Here is a 22,583-nt window from a genome sequence, read left to right as displayed (position 1 = left end):
GCTGTCGAGAGGTCCGCGATGGGTGAACACCGCAAGGCCGCCACCCGGCGCGGTCACCCGCTGCGCGGACTCCGGCCGATATCCCCGGGGCCGCGCCGACGACGCCTCGCGCCACTGCCGACTGCGTGCGCAGGAGCGCGCCCGGCCTCTCCCAAGGGCCTCCGGCACTCCCCGGTCCCGACGTCGTTCGGCTGAGGGAACACCCATCGGTCCAGGGGCCCCGACGCCGGTCGGAGTCCGCGGCCCGCCGCCGCTCCCCCTCCCCCGACATCGCCACGAGGTGCTCACCCCATGGATTCCCTTCCCACGCACTCCCGCCGCGCCCTGCTGGGCGCGGGCATCGCGGTCGCCGGCAGTGGCCTCCTGGCCGCCTCCAGCGCCGCCGCCAGCTCCGATACCGGGCCGGACGGCCGACACGACGGGCACGACGGGCGCGACGGGCACGGCGACCACGGCTCCAGCCGGGCCGGATACGTCGAACCGAACGGCCCGGAGGTCTCCGACGCCGAGCGCCGGCGCGGCTCCGGCCCGGTGCGCAAGCTGTACGTCGACGCCCGGAAGTCCCGGATCGACATCGGCAGCCGTACCGTCGACACCTGGACGTACGGCGACCGCCTGCCCGGCAAGGAGGTCCGGATCACGGCCGGCGACACCCTCGCGGTGACGCTGGTCAACCACCTTCCGCAGTCGACCACGCTGCACTGGCACGGGATGCACCTGCGCAACGACATGGACGGCGTCCCCGACGTCACCCAGCGCGCGGTCAAGCCCGGCGGCTCCTACCTCTACAGCTTCCGGGTCACCCAGCCCGGCACGTTCTGGATGCATCCGCACGTCGGCGTCCAGCAGGACCACGGGCTGTACGCCCCGCTGATCGTCGACGATCCCAAGGAGCCGATGTCGTACGACAAGGAGTGGGTCGTCGTGCTGGACGACTGGCTCGACGGGGTGGACGGCAGCAACCCGGACACCGTGCTGAAGGATCTGAACCACGGCCGGGACCCCATGGCCATGGACGACGACGGTGACGGGGGCGGCGGCTCGCACGGCGGCGGCCACGGGCACGGCTCGGGCCACGACGGGTCCGGACACGACTCCGGCCACGGGCGCGACCACGGCCACGGCCCGGGTCACGGCCACCGGCACGACGGCCACGGTTCCGGGCACGGCCACGGGGAACACGGGCGCCACGGCGACCACAGCGGTCGTGGCGACCACGACTACCCGCGCTACGGGATGCCGCTCACGTCCCCGATGGACATCGACGAGCTGACCGAGGACTTCCGCCGCGGCTTGGACTTCATCCGGGACGGCCTGGACCTGGGCTTCAGGGCCATGGGCGGCTTCCCCGACGACGACCGGCTCATGGACCGGGCGAGCCGCGGGGCGTTTCGCGCGCAGGGGCCCATGCCCGGCAACGACGGCCCCAACCGCCTCCTGCGCGACGACGCCCGCAGCAGCCTGCTGGGCGCCATGCCGGGCAACATCAACTACCCGTACCACCTCATCAACGGCCGGACGAACCGGCATCCGGAGACCTTCCACGCCAAGCCCGGCGACCGCATCCGCATCCGCTTCATCAACGCGGGCGGCGACACCGCCTACCGGGTGGCGCTGGGCGGCCACGACATGACCGTGACGCACACCGACGGCAACCCCGTGCAGCACGCCCGGGCCGGTGCGCTGCTGATCGGCATGGCCGAGCGCTACGACGTGGTGGTCACGGCCAGGTCCGGTGTCTTCCCGCTGGTCGCGCTCGCCGAGGGCAAGGGCCGCTCCGCGCTCGCCGTACTGCGCACCGCGAGCGGCGAGGCACCGGACGACAGGGACCGGCCCAAGGCGCTGGACGGGCATGTGATGACCGCCGACAAGCTGCGGGCGCCCGCGAGCGTACGGGCCCGGTCCCGGCGGCCGGACCGCGTCCTCACCATGCGGCTCACCGGCAACATGACGCGCTTCAACTGGGCGTTCAACGGCCGGCCGTACACCCCGTCCCAGCGCTATCCGCTGTACGAGGGCGAGCGGGTGCGCCTGGTGTTCCGCAACGGCACCAAGATGTGGCACCCGGTCCACCTGCACGGGCACAGCTTCACGCTCCCGGACGGCGGGCCGCTCAAGGACACCATGATCATGCGGCCCGGCGAGAACACCGCCGTCGAGTTCGACGCCGACAACCCGGGGCTGTGGATGCTGCACTGCCACAACATCTACCACTCGGAGTCCGGGATGATGACGGTCCTCGGCTACCGCCGGAAGTGACCGCCCGGTCCGGCCGGCCCGGTGCGCTCCACCGGGCCGGCCGGGCCGCCGGCAGCGCCGTACGCGCCGTCTTCCCGCGCCGTCGCACACCCCCATTGCGTCAGAAAGACGATTACACTGGCGGGGTGCCTCAACTTCGCCTCGCCCTCAATCAGATCGATTCCTGCGTCGGCGACATCGCCCAGAACGCCGAGACGATCGTGCACTGGACCCGGCACGCCGCCGCCCAGGGCGCGCACCTCGTCGCGTTCCCCGAGATGGCGCTGACCGGCTACCCCGTCGAGGACCTCGCGCTGCGCCCGTCGTTCGTCGAGGCCAGCCGCGCCGCGCTGCCCGCGCTGGCCGCCCGGCTCGCCGCGGAGGGCCTGGGCGACACCCCCGTCCTCGTCGGCTACCTCGACCGCTGCGAGCAGGCCCGGCCCCGTTACGGCCGTCCGGCGGGCGCCCCACAGAACGCGGCGGCCATCCTGCACCGCGGCCGGGTCGCGCTCACCTTCGCCAAGCACCACCTGCCCAACTACGGCGTCTTCGACGAGTTCCGCTACTTCGTCCCCGGCGACACCCTGCCGGTGGTGCGGATCCACGGGGTGGACGTGGCGCTCGCCATCTGCGAGGACCTGTGGCAGGAGGGCGGCCGGGTGCCGGCGGCCCGCAGCGCGGGGGCCGGGCTGCTGGTGTCCGTCAACGCCTCGCCGTACGAGCGGGACAAGGACGACACCCGGCTGGAGCTGGTGCGCAAGCGGGCCCAGGAGGCCGGCTGCACCACCGCGTACCTGGCGATGATCGGCGGGCAGGACGAGCTGGTCTTCGACGGGGACTCGATCGTCGTCGACAAGGACGGCGGGGTGATCGCCCGCGCGCCGCAGTTCGCGGAGGGGTGTGTGCTGGTCGACCTGGAACTGCCCGCCGCCGCGGCCGAGCCGCCCGCCGGGGTGCTGGACGACGGGCTGCGGGTGGACCACGTCGTGCTCTCCCCCGACCCTCTGCCGCCCTACGAGCCGGAGACCCTGGGCGGGCAGGCGGAGCGGCTGGGGGACATCGAGGAGATCTACACCGCGCTGGTCGTCGGGCTGCGCGCCTATGTCGCCAAGAACGGCTTCCGGAGCGTGGTGCTGGGGCTGTCCGGCGGGATCGACTCGGCGCTGGTCGCGGCGATCGCCTGCGACGCGCTGGGCGCCGGGCAGGTGCACGCCGTCGCGATGCCCTCCCGCTATTCGTCGCAGCACTCGCTCACCGACGCCGCCGAGCTGGCGCACCGTACGGGACTGGCCTTCCGTACGGTGCCGATCGGCCCGATGTTCGACGCGTACATGGAGGCGCTGGGGCTGACCGGGCTCGCCGAGGAGAACCTCCAGTCGCGGCTGCGCGGCACGACGCTGATGGCGATCTCCAACCAGGAGGGGCACCTGGTGCTCGCACCGGGCAACAAGTCCGAGCTGGCGTGCGGGTATTCGACGCTCTACGGCGACTCGGTCGGCGCGTACGGCCCGATCAAGGACGTCTACAAGACCGTCGTCTACGAGCTGGCGCGCTGGCGCAACCAGGCCGCCGCCGACCGCGGCCAGACCCCGCCGATCCCGGAGAACTCGATCAGCAAACCGCCGAGCGCCGAGCTGCGCCCCGGCCAGGTCGACACCGACTCGCTGCCCGACTACGACGTGCTGGACCGGATCCTGGAGCTGTATGTCGACCGCGACCGGGGCCGCGCGGAGATCGTGGCGCAGGGCTTCGACGAGGCCCTGGTGACCCGGGTGCTACGGATGGTGGATCACGCCGAGTACAAGCGGCGCCAGTACCCGCCGGGCACCAAGATCTCCGCGAAGGGCTTCGGGAAGGACCGTCGGCTGCCGATCACGAACCACTGGAGAGAGGGGGCCTGACGGCCCCGCCGGCTGCCGCATCCGCCCCGGCAGCCGTCACCGCCCCGCCCGGCCCGGCGCCCTCGGCGCTCCCGGCGTTCCCTGCGTTCCCGGCGCCGCGCGCCACGACGCGGGTGGGAGTGTCGTGCCCGCCGCGGTCCAGCAGACCGGCGACGACGGCGACGGCCAGGCCGACCGCGGCCAGGACGGCGCCGACCAGGGTGGGCGAGGTCCAGCCCCAGCCCGCCGACAGGGCCAGCCCGCCGGCCCAGGCGCCACCCGCGTTGGCGAGGTTGAACGCCGACTGGTTGGACGCGGCGGCCAGGGTCGGTGCCTGCTGGGCCTTGTTCATCACCAGCATCTGGAGCGGGGTGGTGGTCAGGAAGCCCACGGCGCCGATGACCACCACGCTCGCCAGGGCCGCCCACTTCACCGGGGCGGTGAAGTGGAAGGCCGCCAGCACCAGCGCCAGCGCGCCCAGGGACCCGTAGAGGGTGGGGCGCAGCGCCCGGTCGGTGAGCGGTCCGGCGGCGAGTGCGCCGAGGGTCATCCCGATGCCGAAGAGGGCGAGGACGACCGGGACCGAGCCGGCCGCGAATCCGGTGACCTCGGTCATCATCGAGGCGAGGTAGCTGTAGACGGCGAAGATGCCGGCGAAGCCGAAGACCGTGGTGAGCAGGCCGAGCAGCACCTGGGGGTGCGCCAGGGCGCGCAACTCGCCGCCCGGCCCGGCGGGTTGCTCGGCCGGCAGCGGCGGGATCAGCCGGGCCAGGGCCGCCATCGCGACGAGGCCGATGGCGGCCACGACGAGGAAGGTGGCGCGCCAGCCGAGGTGCTGGCCGAGCAGTGTCGCGGCGGGGACGCCGACGATGTTGGCGACGGTCAGGCCGAGGAACATGGTGGCGACCGCGCGGGCCTGGCGGCCCTCGTGCACCAGCCGGGCGGCGACCACCGCGCCGACGCCGAAGAACGCGCCGTGCGGCAGCCCGGCCAGCAGCCGGCCGGCGACCAGCAGGCCGAAGTCGGGGGCGAAGGCGGAGGCGAGGTTGCCGACGGTGAAGACCGCCATCAGCGCCACCAGCATCCGCTTGCGAGGGACGCGGGAGCCGAGGGCGGTCAGGAGGGGTGCGCCGATGACGACGCCGAGGGCGTAGGCGGAGACGAGGTAGCCGGCGGTGGGCACGGAGGTGCCCAGATCGTCCGCGACATCGGGCAGCAGGCCCATCATCACGAATTCTGTGGTGCCGATACCGAAGGCCGAGATCGCGAGTGCGAGCAGAGCCAAGGGCATGGAGTGCCTTTCGGGGTGGGGTGGGCGCGTGCGGGCGCACCGAGACCTAAGTTCGCTTACGGAACAAAGTCTCTCAGCCGCAGTGTTCCGGCGTGAAAACGGCAGGTGAAAAGCCCGCTGCGGACCGGCGTCCACAGCGGGCCGTCACGCTGTGGCACACAGCGGCGGGGCGGGTCGGCGGCAGCTGTCAGATCTTGACCGTCGCCGCGACCGGGAGGTGGTCGCTGCCGGTGGCCGGCAGCACCCATGCCTTGACCGGGTCGATCCCCTTCACCATGATCTGGTCGATCCGGGCCATCGGGAAGCCGACCGGCCAGCTGAAGCCGAAGCCGTCGCCCGCGGCGCCCTGCGCGGAGCGCATCTGGGAGGTCAGCGGGGCCAGCGAGCGGTCGTTCATGGTGCCGTTGAGGTCACCGAGGAGCATGACCTTCCTGACCGGGTCCTGGACGATCGCGTCACCGAGCGCCTTGGCGCTGCCGTCGCGCTGGTTGGCGGTGAAGCCCTTGTCGACGTGGACCCGCACGGAGGGCATGTGGGCGACGTAGACGGCGAGTTGCTCGCCGTCGGCGGCGGTGACGGTGGCACGCAGCGCCCGGACCCAGCCGATCTTGATGTCCACCGGCCGGGCGTCGGACAGCGGGCGCTTGCTCCACAGGCCCACGGTGCCCTGGACCGTGTGGTACGGATACGCCTGCGCCAGGCCCTTCTTGTACGTGGGCAGCGCGGCGCCGGTCAGCTCCTCCAGGGCCACGACATCGGCGCCGGACGCCACGATGTCCCGGGCGGTGCCCGCCGGATCGGGGTTGCCCGCGTCGACGTTGTGGGTCAGCACCGTCAGATTGCCGCCGGTGCCCGCCTTGTCGGTGATCTGCCCGCCGAAGAGGCCGACCCAGGCGACGGCCGGCAGCACCAGCGCCACCAGTGCCGTCGCCGACCGGCGCAGCACGGCGCAGAGCAGCAGCAGCGGGATGCCCAGCCCCAGCCACGGCAGGAAGGTCTCCACCAAACTGCCCAGATTTCCCACGGTGTTGGGGATCCGGGCGTGCAGCACCATCGCCAGTCCGAGGGCGACCGCGAGCACCGCGAGGATGATGCCGCGCCGCCACATCCCCTCGGGGCGCCACCAGTTCCGCAGGCGGGCGGCCCGGGAACCGGCCCCCTCGGGCCCCTCGCCCTGCCCCGGCTCCGTCACGTACGCCTGCGCCATGCCGCTGTCCTCACTGCCCCTTGCCGCCCTGCTCCGGTCCGCCCCGCCTGTGATCATCGACCCTAGGCGACGCCCGTAAAACACGTTCTTAGATCCGCACCGCCCCGGTCCGTGCGCGGACCCGCGGCGTGCTCGGCCGAAAGCGTGTTTTCTCGACGGGGAGGACGGCCCGCCGGCCCGCCCGGGTTCCGCTCCCGGGGCTTCGTGACAACGGCTGTGACACAACGGGCATCGTCCGGTCATACGGAGCCCGCTCCAGGTCACACCGTACGCGGCGGCCCCGCTTCGGGGCGGGGCCGTACGCCCTCCAGGACCATGTCGACGATGTCCTCCGAGAACCCCTCGGGGAGCTCCTTCCACTCGTGGAGGATGGCGCGGGCCAGCATCGGGCCGATGAAAAGGTCGGCGAGGGCGTCCAGATCGCGGTCGGCGCGGATCTCGCCGCCGGCCACCCCGCGCCGGAGGACGCCGAGCAGGGCTTCGTGGCGGGCCCGGACGACCGTCTCGTGGTACTCCGCCCACAGCTCGGGCTGCGCCTGGACGTGGCTGACGACGGTGCGCAGCAGGGCGGAGCTGCGCTTGGCCAGACCGCGGCGTCGCAGGAACTCCAGCAGGGAGACCAGGTCGTCGCGTACCGAGATGCCGTCCAGGGGAGGGGTCGGTGCGTCCAGCGACCGCATCACGTCGAGCATCAGCGCGCTCTTGCCGGGCCAGCGGCGGTAGACGGTGGCCTTGCCCACACCCGCCTCGCGGGCGATGCGCTCCATGGACAGCTCACCTATGGAGCAGCCGTCCTCGATCAGCCGGAGCACGGCCTCGATGATGGCGGAGTCGGCCGCGGCGCTGCGCGGCCGGCCCCGGCGCTCGGGGGCCACCGCACCCGCGCGCGCCCCGGCCGCCGCCCCAGCGTCTCCCGCCACCCGGCTCATCGTGCTGCGCCCGCCTTCCACTCGTCCCGCGGCTCCGCCGCGCGCGGAACCGGAGCCATTTTGCCCGGCAGGAAGGCCGCGACGACCACGGCCCCGAGCACCGATACGACGGCCGAGCCGAGCGCGGTGACGTGCATGGCGTGGAGGAAGGCGTCGCGGGCGGAGTCGATCAGCGGGCGGCCGGCCGGGCCCAGTCGGTCGGCGAGGCCGAGCGTGGCCTCGATGGATTCGCCGGCCGCGGCCCGTACCGGTCCCGGCACGCCGGGCAGGGCGTCGAGGGTGCCCTGGATGCCGTCGCGGTAGGTCGTCGAGAGCAGCGAGCCGAGGACGGCGACGCCGAGGGTGCCGCCGACCTGGCGGAAGGTGTTGTTGAGCGCCGAGGCGGAGCCGGCCTTCTCGCGCGGCAGCGCCTGCATGATCGCGACGGTGACCGGCGGCATGATGTGCGCCATGCCGGTGCCCTGGAGGAAGAACAGTGCCTCCAGGACCCAGACGGGGGTGCCGGTGCGCAGCAGCAGCATCCCGGCCATCGTGACGGCCACCACCAGCATGCCGGCGGTGCACACCGCGCGGGCCCCGAAGCGGTCCACCACGAGCCGGGCCCGCGGCGCGAAGATCAGCTGGGCGGCGGCCAGCGGCAGGATCAGCAGCCCGGACTGGAGCGGACTGTAGCCGCGCACGCTCTGCACGTAGAAGACGATGAAGAACGTGACGCCCATCAGCGCGAAGAAGACCAGCGCGATGGCGGCGGCGGCGGCCGAGAAGGCGGGCTTGCGGAAGTAGCCGATGTCGATGGACGGGTGGTCGCTGCGCTTCTGGTGGATCACGAACACGGCCAGGACCGCCAGGCCGCCGAGGGCGGTGACCAGCACCTCGGGGTCGGCGAAGTCGGCGAGCTGGCCGCCCTTGATGATCCCGTAGACCAGCAGGACGAGGCCGACGACGGAGAGCAGCACCCCGACCGGGTCCAGCCTGCCGGGGTCGGGGTCCTTGGAGTCGGGCACCAGGACGATCATCGCGGCCAGCGCGAGCAGCACGATCGGGACGTTGATCAGGAAGACCGAGCCCCACCAGTAGTGGTCCAGCAGCAGCCCGCCGGCGATCGGGCCGATGGCGATGGCCAGGCCCACGCCGCCGGCCCAGACGCCGATGGCCCGGGGCTGCTCCTCGCGCTCGAAGACGTTCATCAGGATGGCAAGCGTGGCCGGCATCACGAAGGCGCCGCCCAGCCCCATCAGCGCGCGGAAGGCGATCAGTTCGGCGGGCGAGGCGGAGACCGCGGCGAGCACCGATCCGGTGCCGAAGACGGCCAGGCCGAAGAGGAGGACCTTCTTCCGGCCGATCCGGTCGCCGAGCAGGCCGGAGGTGAACAGCAGCCCGGCGAAGACCAGCGTGTAGGCGTTGATCGCCCACTCCAGCTCGCTCTGGGTGGCGCCGAGGCCGGCGGGGGCCCGGGTCGCGATGGTCTTCATGGCGACGTTGAGGATGGAGTTGTCCAGCACCACGATCAGCAGGCTGAGCATCAGGACGGAGAGGATCGCCCAGCGCCGGCGGTGGATGTGGTCGGGGATCCGTGGAGCGGCGGGTGCGCCCGGTGGGGGCGGTGAGGTGGCCATGGCGCCACCATACGACGATACCGATACGGAACCGTTCCGTATCGATGAAACGGCGGCCCGGACTGGGCCGGGCGGACCAGCGGCCCCCTCCTCTTTTCCTTTGCGGCACGCCGTGCCAGCATGGTCGGGAGTCCGGAGACACCGTCAGGGTGCTTCGAGATGGAGATACAGGAGCCGTCACCATGACGCAGCTTTCGCCTGCCCGGAAGCCGGCCGCGGGGGCCACCGCCGAGCCCGCCGCCAAGCCCGCCAACAAGGAGAGCACCAAGTCGCTGTACGGGGGCACCAGCTCCCGCCGCATCACGGTCCGCGACATCGCCGCCGCCAAGGAGCGCGGCGAGAAGTGGCCGATGCTCACCGCCTACGACGCGATGACCGCCTCGGTCTTCGACGAGTCCGGGATCCCGGTCCTGCTCGTCGGCGACTCGATGGGCAACTGCCACCTCGGCTACGAGTCCACCGTGCCGGTCACGATGGACGAGATCACGATCCTGTCCGCCGCGGTCGTACGCGGCACCAAGCGCGCCCTGGTCGTCGCCGACCTGCCGTTCGGCGCGTACCAGGAAGGCCCGGTCCAGGCGCTGCGCAACGCCACCCGGCTGGTCAAGGACGCCGGGGTCGGCGCCGTCAAGCTGGAGGGCGGCGAGCGCTCCGCGCACCAGGTGGAGCTGCTGGTCTCGTCCGGCATCCCGGTGATGGCGCACGTCGGGCTGACCCCGCAGTCGGTGCACGCCTACGGAGGCTACCCGGTCCAGGGCCGCGGCGAGGAGGCCGCCCAGCAGCTGCTGCGGGACGCCAAGGCGGTGCAGGACGCCGGGGCGTTCTCGGTCGTCCTGGAGGCCGTACCGGCCGAGCTGGCCGCCGAGGTGACCCGCTCGCTGCACATCCCGACCGTCGGCATCGGCGCGGGCCTGGACTGCGACGCCCAGGTGCTGGTGTGGACCGACATGGCGGGCCTGACCGCCGGCCGGGTGCCGCGGTTCGTCAAGCAGTACCTCCAGATGCGGGAGCTGCTGGGCGGCGCGGCCAGGGCATTCGCCGAGGACGTGGTCGGCGGCGCGTTCCCCGCCGAGGAGCACACCTTCCACTGATGCCCGGCCGACGGGCCGCCGACAGCCGGTCCTCAGGGGCTGTCGGCGGCCTGTCGGCGCGTTGTCGGTGGCGGCTGGCACCTTGGAGGGCATGACGCGACAGACGATAACCACCAAGGGCGGCAACGCCGTGGAGGTGCGCGGTCTGGTCAAGCACTTCGGCGAGGTGAAAGCCGTCGACGGTGTGGATCTGGACGTGCGGGAAGGCACCGTGCTCGGTGTGCTCGGCCCCAACGGCGCCGGCAAGACCACCCTCGTACGCTGCCTGTCCACCCTCCTGGTGCCGGACGCCGGACGCGCGGTGGTGGCCGGATTCGACGTGGTGCGCCAGCCCCGGGCGCTGCGCCGGACCATCGGCCTGACCGGGCAGTACGCCTCGGTCGACGAGAAGCTCTCCGGCTGGGAGAACCTCTACATGATCGGGCGGCTGCTCGATCTGTCCCGCAAGGACGCCCGCAAGCGCGCCGACGAGATGCTGGAGCGGTTCTCGCTCACCGAGGCCGCCAAGCGGCCGGCCGCCAAGTACTCCGGCGGGATGCGCCGCCGGCTCGACCTGGCCGCCTCGATGATCGGCCGGCCGGCGGTCCTGTATCTCGACGAGCCGACCACCGGCCTCGACCCCCGCACCCGCAACGAGGTGTGGGAGGAGGTCCAGCGGATGGTCCGCGAGGGCGCCACGGTCCTGCTGACCACCCAGTACATGGAAGAGGCCGAGCAGTTGGCCGACGAGCTGACGGTCATCGACCGCGGCCGGGTGATCGCCGAGGGCCGGGTCGACGAGCTGAAGGCCAAGGTCGGCGGGCGCACCCTCCAGATACGGCCGACCGACCCGGGCGAACTGGACCGGATGACCGGCGTGATCGCCGAGGCCGGTCTGGACGGCATCGCCGGTGCCACCGCTGACCACGACGGGGGTGTGGTCAACGTCCCGATCATCAGCGACGAGCAGCTGACCGCGGTCGTCGCGGTGCTCGGCCGGCAGGGCTTCGCGCTCGCCGGGATCAGCACCCATCTGCCCAGCCTGGACGAGGTGTTCCTGGCCATCACGGGCCAGAAGTCCTCCGAGGCGGACGGCCCGGAGAGCGAGTCCGACGAGCAGTACGCGGAGGTGTCGGCATGAGTGCCGCGACGATGACGGCGCCCCTGGCCAAGCCCGGCGCCGACGAGGGCAGGATCGGTATCCGCGCCAACCTGCGGCACATCGGCGCGCTGGTGCGCCGCAACGCCCTCCAGATCAAGCAGGACCCGGAGTCGATGTTCGACGCCCTGCTGATGCCGGTGATCTTCATCCTGCTGTTCGTCTACGTCTTCGGCGGCGCCATCGCCGGCAAGGGCAACCAGCAGGAGTACGTGCAGTATCTGGTGCCGGGCATGATGGCGATGATGGGCATGAACATCGCCATGGCGGTGGGCACCGGCGTCAACGAGGACTTCCGCAAGGGCGTGATGGACCGCTTCCGGACGATGCCCATCGCCCGGTCCTCGGTCCTGATAGCCAAGATCGTCGTCGAGATCGGCCGGATGCTGATCGCCACCGCGATCCTGCTCGGCATGGGCTTCCTGCTGGGCCTCGAAATCCGGGGCGGCATCCTGGAGTTCCTGGCCTCGATCGTGCTGTCCACGGTCTTCGGCGCCGCCCTCATGTGGATCTTCATCCTGCTCGGACTGAGCGTGAAGACCCCGCAGGCGGTGCAGGGCATGGCGATGCTGGTGCTGATGCCGCTTCAGTTCGGCTCGTCGATCTTCGCGCCGACGCAGTCGATGCCCGGCTGGCTGGAGGGCTTCACCAAGGTCAACCCGCTGTCCAATCTGGCGGACGCGGCCCGTGCGCTGATCAACGGCCATGGCGCGGTGGCCCATCCGGCGCTGATCACCCTCGGCTGGGCGGTGGCCATCACGGCCGTGACGATGCCGCTCGCGGTGGCGAAGTTCCGCAACAAGACCTGACGCGTGTCTTCCGGGAATCCCGTTCCCGGGACGCCCGGAGGACGGCCATCCGCCCGGCTCGCGTCAGACGAGGGCGGTGGCCTCTTCGAGCGAGAGGCCACCGCCTTCGGCGTGGGCGGCTTCGTACGCCGGATCGCCCAGCAGGGCGCGGGCGATCCGCTCCGTACGGGCCCGATCGTCGCGGAGGATCAGCGGTGGCACGTGCGAGACGGCCCGCAGCGCGTCGTAGGCACCGACCAGCCGGGCCGCGTCCCGGGCCCCGGCCGCGCCGCGCACCGCCATCAGCACCCGTGCGCCGGCCAGGAGTTGGATCACCGGCAGATCCGGCGCGATCATCTGCGCCATGTCGTCCTGGGTCAGCGCCAGCGCCGCCCGCATCCGCAGCAGGAGGTCTTCGCCGTGCTTCCCCTCCGCCACGTCGATCGAGACCAGCGACGCCTCCAGCAGCCCCAGGAAAACGTCCGGGGCGCGCGAGGCGAACGCCTCCCGCACCGCGTCGAGTTGCTCGCGGGCCTCCTGGAAGCGCTCCGCCATCGTCAGCATCATGGCCAGCGTCATCCGGGCGAACGGCACCGCGTCCCGGCCGCTGTTGCGGTCCTGCGCGTCGTCCAGCACCTCGCGCAGCATCCGCTCCCCCTCCTCCGGCCGGCCGTCCTCGATCATCAGCGCGCCGAGCCGGGTGCGCAGCACCAGGGTCTGGCCGTGCGCGCCCAGCGCCTCGGCGTGCACCATCGCCGCCCGGTACTCGCGCGCCGCGAGCGCATACTCACCGCGCTTCTCCTCGGACTCACCCCGCAGCGCCAGCGCCTCGGCCGCGCCCCAGGCGTCGCCCAGCCGCTGGAAGATCCGCAGCGACTCGTCGGCGTCCTCGGTGGCCTGCGCCAGCCCGCCGGGGCGGTCGTTGAGCATTTTGGAACGCAGCTGGAGGACATACGCCAGCTCCCAGTCGTAGCCGAGGTCGCGGCAGGCGCGCACCGCGCCGTCGACCAGCCGCACCAGCTCGTCCCACTGACCGCTGATCAGCACCGCGAAATACCAGAGGACCCCGGGCACCTTGCAGGTCTGCGGCATCCCGCTGCGGTACGCGGTCAGCATCCCCGCCAGCTCCTGCTTCATCTCCGGGCTGCGCAGCGCCTCCATGTCGTTCTCGCTGGAGAGCGCCACCAGCCGCACCTCGCGGCGGGCCTCCAGCAGCTGCTCGGGGGCCATCGGCGGCGGGCTGTCGATGGGCCGTTCGTGGAGGTCGGGGGCGGGTTCGACGGGCGGCAGGAAGGGGTTGGGGCCGAGCGCGCCGGCCGCCGCCGCCCAGGTGTGGCCGTCGCTGCGGTGGTCGCGCAGCGACCAGAACCACTGGAGGGACAGCACCAGGCACAGCGCCTCGTGCTCGTCTCCCGCGGCCAGCGCCCGGCGCAGCGCGGTGCGCAGATTGTCGTGCTCCAGCTCCAGCCGGTCGATGGCGGCCCGCTGCCCGGGGCCGCGCAGCAACGGATCGGTGGTACGCGCCAGTTCGCGGTACGCGACCAGATGGCGGCGCTCGGCCGCGGCCCGCTCCCCGGCCTCGTCCAGCCGCTCCCCGGCGTACTCCCCCACCGTCTCCAGCAGCCGGTAGCGCATCCCGCCGGAGCCGCCCTCCTTGCCGCCCGGAGCCGCCACCACCAGCGACTTGTCGATCAGCGAGCCCAGCAGCCCGGCCACCTCGTACGCGTCGACGCCGTCACCCGCGCACACCTCCTCGGCGGCGGCCAGGTCGCAGCCGCCGGCGAACACCGACAGCCGCCGCAGCACCGCCCGTTCGGGCTCGTCGGTCAGGTCCCAGGACCAGTCCACCACCGCGCGCAGCGTCTGCTGGCGCGGCAGCACGGTCCGGCTGCCGCTGGTCAGCAGCCGGAAGCGGTCGTCCAGCCGGTCCGCGAGCTGCCGCGGCGTCAGCAACCGCAGCCGGGCCGCGGCGAGTTCGATGGCCAGCGGCAGCCCGTCCAGCCGGCGGCAGATCTCGGCGCAGGCCGCCGGATCGTCGGCCACCCGGAAACCGGGGGAGGCGGCGGCCCCGCGCTCGGCGAGCAGCCGCAGCGCCACCGGGTCCGGCAGCGGCTCGACCGGCCGCAGCGCCTCGCCCGGTACGGCCAGCGGCTCCCGGCTCGTCGCCAGCACCGTCACCCCGGGGCAGGCGGCCAGCAGCCGCTCGGCCAACTCGGCGGCGGCGCCGATCACATGCTCGCAGTTGTCCAGGAGCAGCAGCATCCGGCGGCCCGCGCAGTGCTCGGCGAGCCGGGCGTGCGGATCCCGGGCGGTCGGGTCGGAGGCGGCCCGCAGCCCCTCGGCGGTGGTACCGCGGACGACCGTCTCGCGCGCCCCGAGCGCGGTGAGCACCGCCTCCGGCACGGTCCGCGGATCGTCCACCGGCGCCAGCTCCACGAGCCAGACGCCGTGCGGCCAGGCGTCCGGCAGCGCCGCCGCGGCGGCCTCGGCGCCCTCCTGCGACAGCCGGGTCTTGCCGGCGCCGCCCGGCCCCAGCAGCGTCACCAGCCGGTGCGCGGCCAGATCACCCCGCAGCGCGGCCAGATCGCGGTCCCGCCCCACGAAGGAGGTCAGACGCGCCCGGAGGTTGCCGGGGCGGACGGCCGGGGCCGGCGGAGAGGCGGCGGGGACGCCGGCTGCGGAGGTGCCGTTCACCGCGGGGATGCCGTAGGGCACGGGAGCCGCGGGGGTCACCGGGGTCACGGGGGTCACGCGGGCGTCCGCCACGGCGCCACCCGGCACCGTCCCCGCCCCGGGCTCCGGCGCGGGCCGCAGCAACGCGCCGTGCAGGGCGCGCAGTTCCGGGCCGGGGTCGGCGCCCAGGCGGTCGGCGAGCACGGTGCGTATCTCCTCGTAGGCGGCCAGCGCCTCGGCGGTACGGCCGGCGTCCCGCAGGGCGCGCAGCCGCAGCGCCTGGAGGGGTTCGTCGAGCGGGTTGTCCTGGCAGAGCGCGACGAGGGTGGGCAGCGCCTGCGCGGCCCGGCCCAGCGCCAGCTCGGCGGCGAGGCGGGTACGCCGGGCGTCCAGCCGGCGGCGCTCGGCGCGGGCCGCCTCGACGGCCGCGTCGGGCAGATCGGCGAGCGCCGGACCGCGCCAGAGTTCCAGCGCCTCGTCGAGCAGGGCGGCGGCGCGGGCCGGATCGGCGTCGCCGAGCGCCCGGCCGCCCTCCGCCGCCAGCCGTTCGAAGCGGTGCAGATCGACGGCGTCCGGCTCCGCGCACAGCAGATAGCCGCCGTCGACGGAGGCGACGGCGCTACGGCCCAGGGCCCGGCGCAGCCGGCCGACCAGCGCCTGGAGGGCACCGGGCGCGTCGGCGGGCGGGTCCATGCCCCAGACGTCGGCGATCAGGGCGTCCACGGTCAGCGCCCGGCCGGGTCGCAGCGCGAGCGCGGCGAGCAGGGCGCGCAGCCGGGGGCCGCCGAGGGCGACGGGGCTGCCGTCGCCCTGGTCTGCCTGCGTGGTGCCGAGGATTCCGTAACGCACCGGCCCATTGTCGTGCAATGCCGGACCTGCGCGCGTACCGAGCAGGCGGTACGAACGGTTCCGGTTCGGGTCGGCGGCCGGGGCCACACCCGCGCCCGGGTCCACACCCGCGCCCGGGTCCGCGCCCGCGCCGGGGTCCGGGTCCACACCCGGGCCCGCGTCCGTCGCCGTGAATCCGTGCACCGTCCGCCGAACCGCGGATACGGTCGTGGCTGCCCCGCACCGAGACCACTGGGAGCCCGCTACCGATGACCACAGCAATCCGGCGCGCCGACCGCCGCGTCAGCCCGGTCTTTCTCGCGCTCGTCGCCGTCATGGCGGTGTCCGGCTGGGCCGTCTGGAGCGGGACGTCGGCGTCCGGCACCGGCTTCGCGGTCTTCTTGTTCGTGGTGTCCGGCTGGGTGGTGTCGCTGTGCCTGCACGAGTACGCGCACGCCCGCACCGCCCTGCACAGCGGCGACATCTCCGTGGGCGCCAAGGGCTATCTCACACTGAACCCGCTCAAATACACCCATGCGCTGCTGAGCATCGTGCTGCCGGTGATCTTCGTCATCATGGGCGGGATCGGGCTGCCGGGCGGCGCGGTGTTCATCGAACGCGGCCGGATCCAGGGCCGTTGGCGGCACAGCCTGATCTCGGCGGCGGGGCCGCTGACCAACATCCTCTTCGCGGTCGTGGTCAGCGCGCCGTTCTGGCTGCACGGCCTCGACGGCGTACCGGACCCGTTCCGCTACGCGCTGGCGTTCCTCGCGCTGCTCCAGGTGACCGCGGCGATCCTGAACTTCGTGCCGGTACCCGGACTGGACGGCTACGGCGTGATCGAGCCCTGGCTGTCCCCCGACGTACGGCGGCAGGTCGAGCCGTTCGCGCCGTTCGGCCTGCTGGCGGTCTTCGGGCTGCTGTGGGTGCCGGAGATCAACCAGGTCTTCTTCGACCTGGTCCACACGATCCTGCGCGCCCTGGGCGTCTCCGCCTGGGACAGCTACTGGGGCCAGGAGTTCTTCCGCTTCTGGCAGGGGGAACCGCAGATTCCGCAGACCGGCGCGCTGTAGCGCGTCAGCCCGACGCCTCGGCGCGGCGCGCCTGCTCCAGCTTCGCCTTGCGTACGTAGAACCACGCCATGTTGCTGGAGACGCCCGCCAGCAGAACCCAGACGATGCCGATGAAGCTGCCCTCGACGAAGGAGACGACCGCCGCCGCGACGGCGAGGACGCACACGACGAGGGCGAGGACGGCAAGGCGCCGGTCCGGGCCGGACGGGGGCAGGGAGGGCATGGGGCGAGCTCCTGTCGGGGATGGGACGGTCTGTTCCAGTGTCCCCCATGCCAGGCGGGCGATCGCCCTCCGCCCCCTCTCCCCCTTCGGGGAGGGAGAGGGGCGGGTTCGTCAGACGTCCGTGACCCGGAGCCCTGCGTGGGCCTTGTAGCGGCGGTTGACCGAGATCAGGTTGGCGACCAGGGACTCGACCTGGTGGGCGTTGCGCAGCCGGCCGGCGAAGACACCGCGCATACCGGGGATGCGGGCGGCGAGCGCCTGGACCAGGTCGGTGTCGGCGCGGCTCTCGCCCAGCACCATCACATCGGTGTCGATCTCCGCGATCTCCGGGTCCTGGAGCAGTACGGCGGAGAGGTGGTGGAAAGCGGCGGTGACCCGGGAGTCCGGCAGCAGGGCGGCGGCCTGCTCGGCGGCGCTGCCCTCCTCCGGCTTCAGCGCGTAGGCGCCCTTCTTGTCGAAGCCGAGCGGGTTGACGCAGTCGATGACGAGCTTGCCGGCCAGTTCCTCGCGCAGCGACTCCAGGGTCTTGCCGTGGCCGTCCCAGGGCACCGCGACGATCACCACGTCGCTGCGCCGGGCGCAGTCGGCGTTGGCGAGGCCCTCGATACCCAAGCCCAGTTCGGCGGCGGCGGTCTGCGCCCGCTCGGCGGCCCGGGAACCGATGATCACTTTCTGCCCGGCCTTGGCGAGCCGGTAGGCCAGGCCGCGGCCCTGGTCACCGGTGCCGCCGAGGACACCGACCACCAGGCCGGAGACGTCCGGGAGATCCCAGGGGTCGCGGGGCGCCGGCTTGGCACCGGCCGGGACGGACGAAGCGGGCGAAGCGGACGAGGCAGGCGGGGTCGCGGCAGCGTCGGAAGTAGTCATGACAGCGATACTGTCACGCCCGGACGGGCGTGCCGAGGCGCGGTCCTGACGCGCTCCTCCCACCGGTCGCCCCACCCCCGCGACCACGGTGGAACGCCCTGCCGTCCGCCCCCGCCCTCACGACTTCACGCTCCCCTCCGTCAGCCCCGTGCGCCAGTAGCGCTGGAGGACCGTCATCAGCACCATCAGCGGAAGTACGGACAGCAACGCGCCGCCCACCGTGTACTGGTAGAGCACCGGCTGCCGGTCCGCGTAGCCGGTCCAGCTCGTCAGACCCAGCTGGACCGGGTAGAGGTCGGAGTCGGAGAGCATGACCAGCGGCAGGAAGTAGTTGTTCCAGATATGGACGAACTGGAACAGGAAGACGGTCACCAGCGCGGGGGTCATCAGCCGCAGCCCCAGCCCGCCGAAGATCCTGGCCTCGCCCGCGCCGTCGATCCGGGCCGCCTCCAGGAGCGAGTCGGGGACCGCGGCAGCCGCGTAGATCCGGCAGAGGTAGACGCCAAAGGGGCTGACCGTGCTGGGGATGAGCACCGCCCAGTAGGTGTTCGCCAGGCCCATCGCGCTGAAAAGGAAGTACAGCGGCAGGGCGAGTGCCGTACCGGGGATCAGCACCCCCGCCAGCACCACGTTGAAGATCGTCTCGCGCCCGCGGAACGGGAACTTGGCCAGGGCGTACCCCGCCGCGGCGGACATCAGGGTGGCGCAGACCGCGCCGATCCCGGCGTAGAGCAGGGAGTTGGCGAACCAGCGGGCGTAGACGCCGTGGTCGTAGGTGAGGACCTCGGTGAGGTAGCGGAGGGGGTGCGGATGGCGGGAGAACCAGAAGCCGAAGGTGCCGAAGAGGTCGGCGCTGTTCTTGGTGGCGGAGACGATCAGCCAGTAGACGGGCACGAGGAAGTAGAGCGCGGCGACGGCCAGCAGCGCGTTGGTGATGATCCGGTGGCGGAGCGGGGGCCGGGTCATCCGCGTTCCTTCCCGTGCCCGCCGACGAGGCGGAGGAAGCCGAACGACGCGGCGCACGCCACCAGCGCCAGCAGCACCGCCTCGGCCGCCGCCAGCTGCTGGTTGTTGCCGACGAACGCCTCGCTGTAGGCGTGCAGGTTGGGGGTGTAGCCGGAGTCGATGGCGGAGGAGAGCGGGCGCAGCACCATCGGCTCGGCGAACAGCTGGAGGGTGCCGATGATGCTGAACACGCAGGTCAGTACGAGCGCGGGCCGGATCATCGGGAGTTTGATGTGCCGGGCGACCTGCCAGGCGTTCGCGCCGTCGATCCGCGCCGCCTCGTAGAGCTCGCCGGGTACGGCCTTGAGCTGGGCGATCAGCACCAGCATGGTGTAGCCGGTGAACTGCCAGGTGACGATGTTGGCGAGGGACCACAGGACGCTGCCGCGGGAGAGGAAGTCGACGTTCCAGCCCACGGATTGGGCGATCTTCACCAGCGGGCTGATGCCCGGTACGTAGAGGAAGCCCCAGAGGATCGAGGCGATCACCCCGGGCACTCCGTACGGGAGGAAGAAGGCGCTGCGGAAGAAGGTGATCCCGCGGGCGGCGGCGCTCTCCAGGAGGAGCGCGAGGCCGGTGGCAAGGAGGGTCATCAGCGGGATCTGGACGGCGCCGAAGAGCAGCACCCGGCCGAAGCCGGCCAGGAACCGGTCGTCGGCGAGCGCCTGGGCGTAGTTGGCGAGGCCCGCGAAGACCTCGTGTTCCTGGCCGCCGAGGCCGAGCGGGCCGGTGCGTTCGGTCCGCTGGAGGCTCGTCCGGAGGGCGTAGCCGATCGGGGCCAGGAAGCAGAGGCCGAAGAGGGCGAGGAAGGGCAGCAGGAACCCGGCCGCGGCGCGGGCGTTGCGGGCCTCCGTACGGGAGGCCCGGCGCCGACGGCCCGCGGCGGCTCGCCGTGCGCCCGGCTCCGGAGGGGCCGCCGCCGGGGTCGGTGGGCGGACCGGCGTGTCCCGGCTCACCCGCCGCTCTCCACCTTCAGGCCCTTGCCCTTGAGGTCGGCGACGGTCTGGCCCTGCACCTTGCGCAGTACGGAGCGGAACGAACTCCCGTCGGCGAGCGCTTCGGTGAAGGCGTCGCCGAGCCGCTGGTAGAGGGTGTCGACGCCGGGCCCCCACCGCCAGCGGGTGTCGACATGCGCCCCGGCGTCCGCGAACACCCTGCTGTACGCCTGGCCGCCGAAGAAGTCCTTGTCGGCGTCGAGGGCGGCGGGGGCATAGCCCGTTCTGGCGGCGGGGAAGCCGTAGCCGCCGGCGATCAGCAGCGCGAGGGACTGCGGGTCGGTGTTGAGCCAGACGGCGAAGTCCAGGGCGTCCCGGGGGTAGGCGGCCTGCGCGAAGACGGCGGTGGTCGAGCCGCCCCAGTTGGCGTACGCCCGGCCGCCGGGCCGCCACTGCGGCAGCGCCGCGGCCCGCCACTTCCCCTTGGTGCCGGGCGCGTTGCCGGCCAGCAGCGCATCGCCCCAACTGGCGCCCACCCAGGCGGGGATGGCGCCGGTCTGGATGTCCTTGTACCAGGCGTTCTGGCGGTCCGGGATGGTCTTCACGAGCCGCTGCCGGACGAGGGATTCCCAGTAGTCGGCGACCTTGCGGGTGGGCCCGTCGTCGAGGTGCACGATCCAGGTGTCGCCCCGGGTGGCGTACCACGCGGCGCCGGCCTGCCAGGCCAGTCCCGCGAAGCGGTTGCCGTTGGTGGGGGCGAAGGTGTCGATCCAGGCGCCGTGCCGGCGGATCGCCTTGGCGGCGGCCTCGTACTCGTCCCATGTCCCCGGGACCTGTACTTCCCACCGGTCGAAGAGGTCCTTGCGGACGAACAGTCCCATCGGCCCGGACGCCTGCGGAATCGCGTAGACGCCCTTGCCGAAGACGGACTGCTGCCACTGCCAGCCGACGAACTTGTCGCGGTGCCGGGCGGCGCCGAGCGGGGCGAGGTCGCGCAGGCCGTTGTCCAGCAGGAAGCCGGGGATCACCGGGAACTCGATCTGACCCAGGTCGGGCGGGTTGCCGGCCTTGATGGCGGCGTGCATCTTCGCGTACTGCTGGCCGTTGACGGCGGAGACCTTCTCGACCCTGACCTGCACCTCGGGGTTGCGGCGGTTCCAGAGGTCGACGGGCTTGTCGATGCCCGGCACCCAGGACCAGAACGTGAGGCTGATCCGCTGCCCCTTCTTGCGCTCCTTGGGGGCGCCGCCGTCCGGCCCTGCCCCGCAGCCGGCGAGCGCGAGCCCGGCGGCGGCCCCGGCCGCCCCGCCCAGCACCGTTCTCCGCCGCGGGGCGCCGCCGGCCGTGCCACCGCCTCCCGTGCCGCCGCTGGTCGCATCGCTGCTGGTCATGCCGGCTCCTTGAGGGGGATGCGGCGGAAGGTGAGGGTGTCGTAGGCGCTGAAGTCGCCCGTCTCGTAGAGCAGTCCGACGCTGCCCCGGTCGAGGCGTACGAGGTCGGAGTAGCCGGCCGGGAGCCCGCTGACGGTGTGCGCGGTGTGCCAGGTCCGCCCGCCGTCGCGGCTGGCCCGCAGGGTCATCAGGGCCCGGGCCGCGGGGTGCGCGGGCCCGGAGAAGAGCAGTTCGCCGCGGTCGTCGAGGCACAGGGTGCTGCCCTGGACCTGCGGCCCGGCCAGCGCCGCCTGCGGCCGGAAGGGGCGGACCAGGCGCTCGCCGCCGTCCGCGGAGACCGCGTCGAGACGGCGCCAGGCGGCGCTCGCCGCGTTACGGGCGTTCAGATAGACGGTGCCGTCGGGGAGTTCGGCGGCGGTGGTCTCGTTGGGCGCGGCGATCCGGCCGGTTGCGGGGTCGTGGTCGGTGTAGCCGATGCGCCAGGTGGCGCCGCCGTCGTCGCTGAGCAGCGCGTGCCCGCCCTCGTAACGGGCTTCGGTGCCGGTGTCCCGGGGGTCGGTGGGCGGGAGGGAGTGGTTGGCGGGGACGACCAGCCGGCCGGCGTACGGGCCGTGGCGCAGCCGCAGCGCATGGCCGGGGCCGGTGGCGTACCACCGCCAATGGGGCGGCTTGGTCGCGTCGGTGATCTCGCGGGGGGTGCTCCAGGTCGCGCCGTCGTCGTCGCTGTGCTGGAGCCAGACGCGGCGGCCGTCGGCGGGTCCGACCTGGCCGCGGCGGATGCGGTCCTCGGTGGCGTCGGCGGCGTTGTGGACCTGGACGAGCAGCACCCGGCCGCCGGCGAGGACGACCGGGGCGGGGTTGCCGGCCGTTCCGGTGCCGTTGCGGGCGACGCATTGCAGCGGGCCCCAGGTGCGCCCGCCGTCCGGGGAGCGCTTGAGGACGAGGTGGATCTCGCCGGAGTCGTCGGCCGAGGAGACCCGGCCCTCGGCGAACGCGAGCACGGCGCCGGAGCGCGCCCGCACCACGGCCGGGATCCGGAAGCTCGTGTACCCCTCGGTCCCGGCCCGGAACGGCACCGAACTCCCGTACTGCTGTGCGCTCTCGTGGGGCGGTGGGGTCGCGGACGGCTCCGGGTAGGCGGACCGCGGTGCGCCCTCGTGCGGCTCCCAGGTCTCGTGCGGTGCGGAGGTCGCATGCGGTTCCGAGGTCTCGTACGCCACGGGTCACCCCCAACGGGCCGGACGTAGGATGTCCCTTGTCCTGCGGACCATAGGCAGCGCCCAACTGACCGTCAAGGCACCGCACATGGTGCTTTTTCGTGTCGGCAACGGTCCCGTCGACGTCGGGTGAAATCCCGGTGAACGGGATGAATGGCGGCATTCCGGACGCCGGCCGTTCACCGAGGGGCGC

Annotated in this window: 17 protein-coding genes; 6 read left to right on the top strand and 11 right to left on the bottom strand. The window is 72.9% G+C overall.

Annotated elements, in window-relative coordinates:
- Window positions 1-291 precede the first annotated feature (291 nt).
- Both IEZ17_RS42135 and IEZ17_RS08355 read left to right on the top strand, forming a co-directional pair.
- Window positions 292-2,259, top strand: a complete 1,968-nt coding sequence (locus tag IEZ17_RS42135) for a multicopper oxidase family protein (RefSeq protein ID WP_229852057.1) — start codon at window positions 292-294, stop codon at window positions 2,257-2,259.
- 125 nt (window positions 2,260-2,384) lie between these two features.
- Complete coding sequence (locus IEZ17_RS08355; RefSeq protein WP_189298030.1) at window positions 2,385-4,139, top strand: NAD+ synthase; 1,755 nt, start codon at window positions 2,385-2,387, stop codon at window positions 4,137-4,139.
- Here IEZ17_RS08355 and IEZ17_RS08350 read toward each other — a convergent pair.
- The 4 genes from IEZ17_RS08350 to IEZ17_RS08335 form a co-directional block, all read right to left on the bottom strand.
- Window positions 4,111-5,409, bottom strand: coding sequence for an MFS transporter (locus IEZ17_RS08350; RefSeq protein ID WP_189298028.1), 1,299 nt, complete (start codon window positions 5,407-5,409; stop codon window positions 4,111-4,113). The two genes, IEZ17_RS08355 and IEZ17_RS08350, sit on opposite strands and share 29 nt — an antisense overlap.
- Window positions 5,410-5,596: 187 nt before the next feature.
- Window positions 5,597-6,517 (bottom strand): endonuclease/exonuclease/phosphatase family protein, encoded by a 921-nt coding sequence (locus tag IEZ17_RS08345; RefSeq protein ID WP_373299766.1) that lies wholly within the window; start codon window positions 6,515-6,517, stop codon window positions 5,597-5,599.
- A 359-nt stretch (window positions 6,518-6,876) separates the two neighbouring features.
- The gene (locus IEZ17_RS08340) at window positions 6,877-7,545 is read right to left on the bottom strand and encodes a TetR/AcrR family transcriptional regulator (protein WP_189298024.1); all 669 of its coding nucleotides are present in this window, start codon (window positions 7,543-7,545) and stop codon (window positions 6,877-6,879) included.
- The gene (locus IEZ17_RS08335; protein WP_189298022.1) at window positions 7,542-9,161 is read right to left on the bottom strand and encodes an MFS transporter; all 1,620 of its coding nucleotides are present in this window, start codon (window positions 9,159-9,161) and stop codon (window positions 7,542-7,544) included. The genes IEZ17_RS08340 and IEZ17_RS08335 overlap by 4 nt, the downstream gene beginning before the upstream one ends.
- A gap of 182 nt (window positions 9,162-9,343) precedes the next feature.
- On the opposite strand from IEZ17_RS08335, the gene panB reads away from it, so the two are divergent.
- The 3 genes from panB (at window position 9,344) to IEZ17_RS08320 (ending at window position 12,199) form a co-directional block, all read left to right on the top strand.
- Window positions 9,344-10,252, top strand: coding sequence for a 3-methyl-2-oxobutanoate hydroxymethyltransferase (panB, locus tag IEZ17_RS08330; RefSeq protein WP_189298020.1), 909 nt, complete (start codon window positions 9,344-9,346; stop codon window positions 10,250-10,252).
- A 91-nt stretch (window positions 10,253-10,343) separates the two neighbouring features.
- The gene (locus IEZ17_RS08325; RefSeq protein ID WP_189298018.1) at window positions 10,344-11,372 is read left to right on the top strand and encodes an ATP-binding cassette domain-containing protein; all 1,029 of its coding nucleotides are present in this window, start codon (window positions 10,344-10,346) and stop codon (window positions 11,370-11,372) included.
- A complete protein-coding gene (locus tag IEZ17_RS08320; RefSeq protein WP_189298016.1) occupies window positions 11,369-12,199 on the top strand; it encodes an ABC transporter permease in 831 nt (276 codons plus the stop codon). The genes IEZ17_RS08325 and IEZ17_RS08320 overlap by 4 nt, the downstream gene beginning before the upstream one ends.
- Window positions 12,200-12,262: 63 nt before the next feature.
- Here the strand turns inward: IEZ17_RS08320 and IEZ17_RS08315 are convergent, their stop codons facing one another.
- Window positions 12,263-15,700 (bottom strand): AfsR/SARP family transcriptional regulator, encoded by a 3,438-nt coding sequence (locus IEZ17_RS08315; RefSeq protein WP_189298014.1) that lies wholly within the window; start codon window positions 15,698-15,700, stop codon window positions 12,263-12,265.
- A gap of 248 nt (window positions 15,701-15,948) precedes the next feature.
- On the opposite strand from IEZ17_RS08315, the gene IEZ17_RS08310 reads away from it, so the two are divergent.
- The gene (locus IEZ17_RS08310; RefSeq protein ID WP_189298012.1) at window positions 15,949-16,752 is read left to right on the top strand and encodes a site-2 protease family protein; all 804 of its coding nucleotides are present in this window, start codon (window positions 15,949-15,951) and stop codon (window positions 16,750-16,752) included.
- Between the two features lie 4 nt (window positions 16,753-16,756).
- Here IEZ17_RS08310 and IEZ17_RS08305 read toward each other — a convergent pair whose 3' ends face one another.
- From IEZ17_RS08305 to IEZ17_RS08280, 6 genes are all read right to left on the bottom strand, one after another.
- Window positions 16,757-16,975 (bottom strand): hypothetical protein, encoded by a 219-nt coding sequence (locus IEZ17_RS08305; RefSeq protein ID WP_189298010.1) that lies wholly within the window; start codon window positions 16,973-16,975, stop codon window positions 16,757-16,759.
- Between the two features lie 111 nt (window positions 16,976-17,086).
- Window positions 17,087-17,842 (bottom strand): NADPH-dependent F420 reductase, encoded by a 756-nt coding sequence (gene npdG / locus IEZ17_RS08300; protein ID WP_189298008.1) that lies wholly within the window; start codon window positions 17,840-17,842, stop codon window positions 17,087-17,089.
- Between the two features lie 117 nt (window positions 17,843-17,959).
- Window positions 17,960-18,808, bottom strand: coding sequence for a carbohydrate ABC transporter permease (locus tag IEZ17_RS08295; protein ID WP_189298006.1), 849 nt, complete (start codon window positions 18,806-18,808; stop codon window positions 17,960-17,962).
- A complete protein-coding gene (locus IEZ17_RS08290; protein ID WP_189298004.1) occupies window positions 18,805-19,803 on the bottom strand; it encodes a carbohydrate ABC transporter permease in 999 nt (332 codons plus the stop codon). The genes IEZ17_RS08295 and IEZ17_RS08290 overlap by 4 nt, the downstream gene beginning before the upstream one ends.
- Complete coding sequence (locus IEZ17_RS08285; RefSeq protein WP_189298002.1) at window positions 19,800-21,173, bottom strand: ABC transporter substrate-binding protein; 1,374 nt, start codon at window positions 21,171-21,173, stop codon at window positions 19,800-19,802. Before IEZ17_RS08285 ends, IEZ17_RS08290 begins: the two co-directional genes overlap by 4 nt.
- Entirely contained in the window at window positions 21,170-22,249 is a 1,080-nt protein-coding gene (locus tag IEZ17_RS08280) for a sialidase family protein (protein WP_189298355.1), read from the bottom strand. Before IEZ17_RS08280 ends, IEZ17_RS08285 begins: the two co-directional genes overlap by 4 nt.
- Between the last annotated feature and the right edge of the window lie 334 nt (window positions 22,250-22,583).

It is taken from the genome of Streptomyces albospinus (assembly GCF_014648695.1).
In the GTDB taxonomy this organism is placed as follows: Bacteria; Actinomycetota; Actinomycetes; order Streptomycetales; family Streptomycetaceae; genus Streptomyces; species Streptomyces albospinus.
Note: the sequence above shows the minus strand (reverse complement) of the source record. Positions and strands in the feature narration are given on the sequence as shown.

What these genes read in the sequence shown, in the direction of transcription:
- IEZ17_RS42135 (WP_229852057.1), top strand. Translation starts at nt 292, where the DNA reads ATGGATTCCCTTCCCACGCACTCCCGCCGCGCCCTGCTGGGCGCGGGC.
- IEZ17_RS08350 (WP_189298028.1), bottom strand. Translation starts at nt 5,409, where the DNA reads ATGCCCTTGGCTCTGCTCGCACTCGCGATCTCGGCCTTCGGTATCGGC.
- IEZ17_RS08345 (WP_373299766.1), bottom strand. Translation starts at nt 6,517, where the DNA reads ATGTGGCGGCGCGGCATCATCCTCGCGGTGCTCGCGGTCGCCCTCGGA.
- IEZ17_RS08340 (WP_189298024.1), bottom strand. Translation starts at nt 7,545, where the DNA reads ATGAGCCGGGTGGCGGGAGACGCTGGGGCGGCGGCCGGGGCGCGCGCG.
- IEZ17_RS08335 (WP_189298022.1), bottom strand. Translation starts at nt 9,161, where the DNA reads ATGGCCACCTCACCGCCCCCACCGGGCGCACCCGCCGCTCCACGGATC.
- panB (WP_189298020.1), top strand. Translation starts at nt 9,344, where the DNA reads ATGACGCAGCTTTCGCCTGCCCGGAAGCCGGCCGCGGGGGCCACCGCC.
- IEZ17_RS08325 (WP_189298018.1), top strand. Translation starts at nt 10,344, where the DNA reads ATGACGCGACAGACGATAACCACCAAGGGCGGCAACGCCGTGGAGGTG.
- IEZ17_RS08320 (WP_189298016.1), top strand. Translation starts at nt 11,369, where the DNA reads ATGAGTGCCGCGACGATGACGGCGCCCCTGGCCAAGCCCGGCGCCGAC.
- IEZ17_RS08310 (WP_189298012.1), top strand. Translation starts at nt 15,949, where the DNA reads ATGACCACAGCAATCCGGCGCGCCGACCGCCGCGTCAGCCCGGTCTTT.
- IEZ17_RS08305 (WP_189298010.1), bottom strand. Translation starts at nt 16,975, where the DNA reads ATGCCCTCCCTGCCCCCGTCCGGCCCGGACCGGCGCCTTGCCGTCCTC.
- npdG (WP_189298008.1), bottom strand. Translation starts at nt 17,842, where the DNA reads ATGACTACTTCCGACGCTGCCGCGACCCCGCCTGCCTCGTCCGCTTCG.
- IEZ17_RS08295 (WP_189298006.1), bottom strand. Translation starts at nt 18,808, where the DNA reads ATGACCCGGCCCCCGCTCCGCCACCGGATCATCACCAACGCGCTGCTG.
- IEZ17_RS08285 (WP_189298002.1), bottom strand. Translation starts at nt 21,173, where the DNA reads ATGACCAGCAGCGATGCGACCAGCGGCGGCACGGGAGGCGGTGGCACG.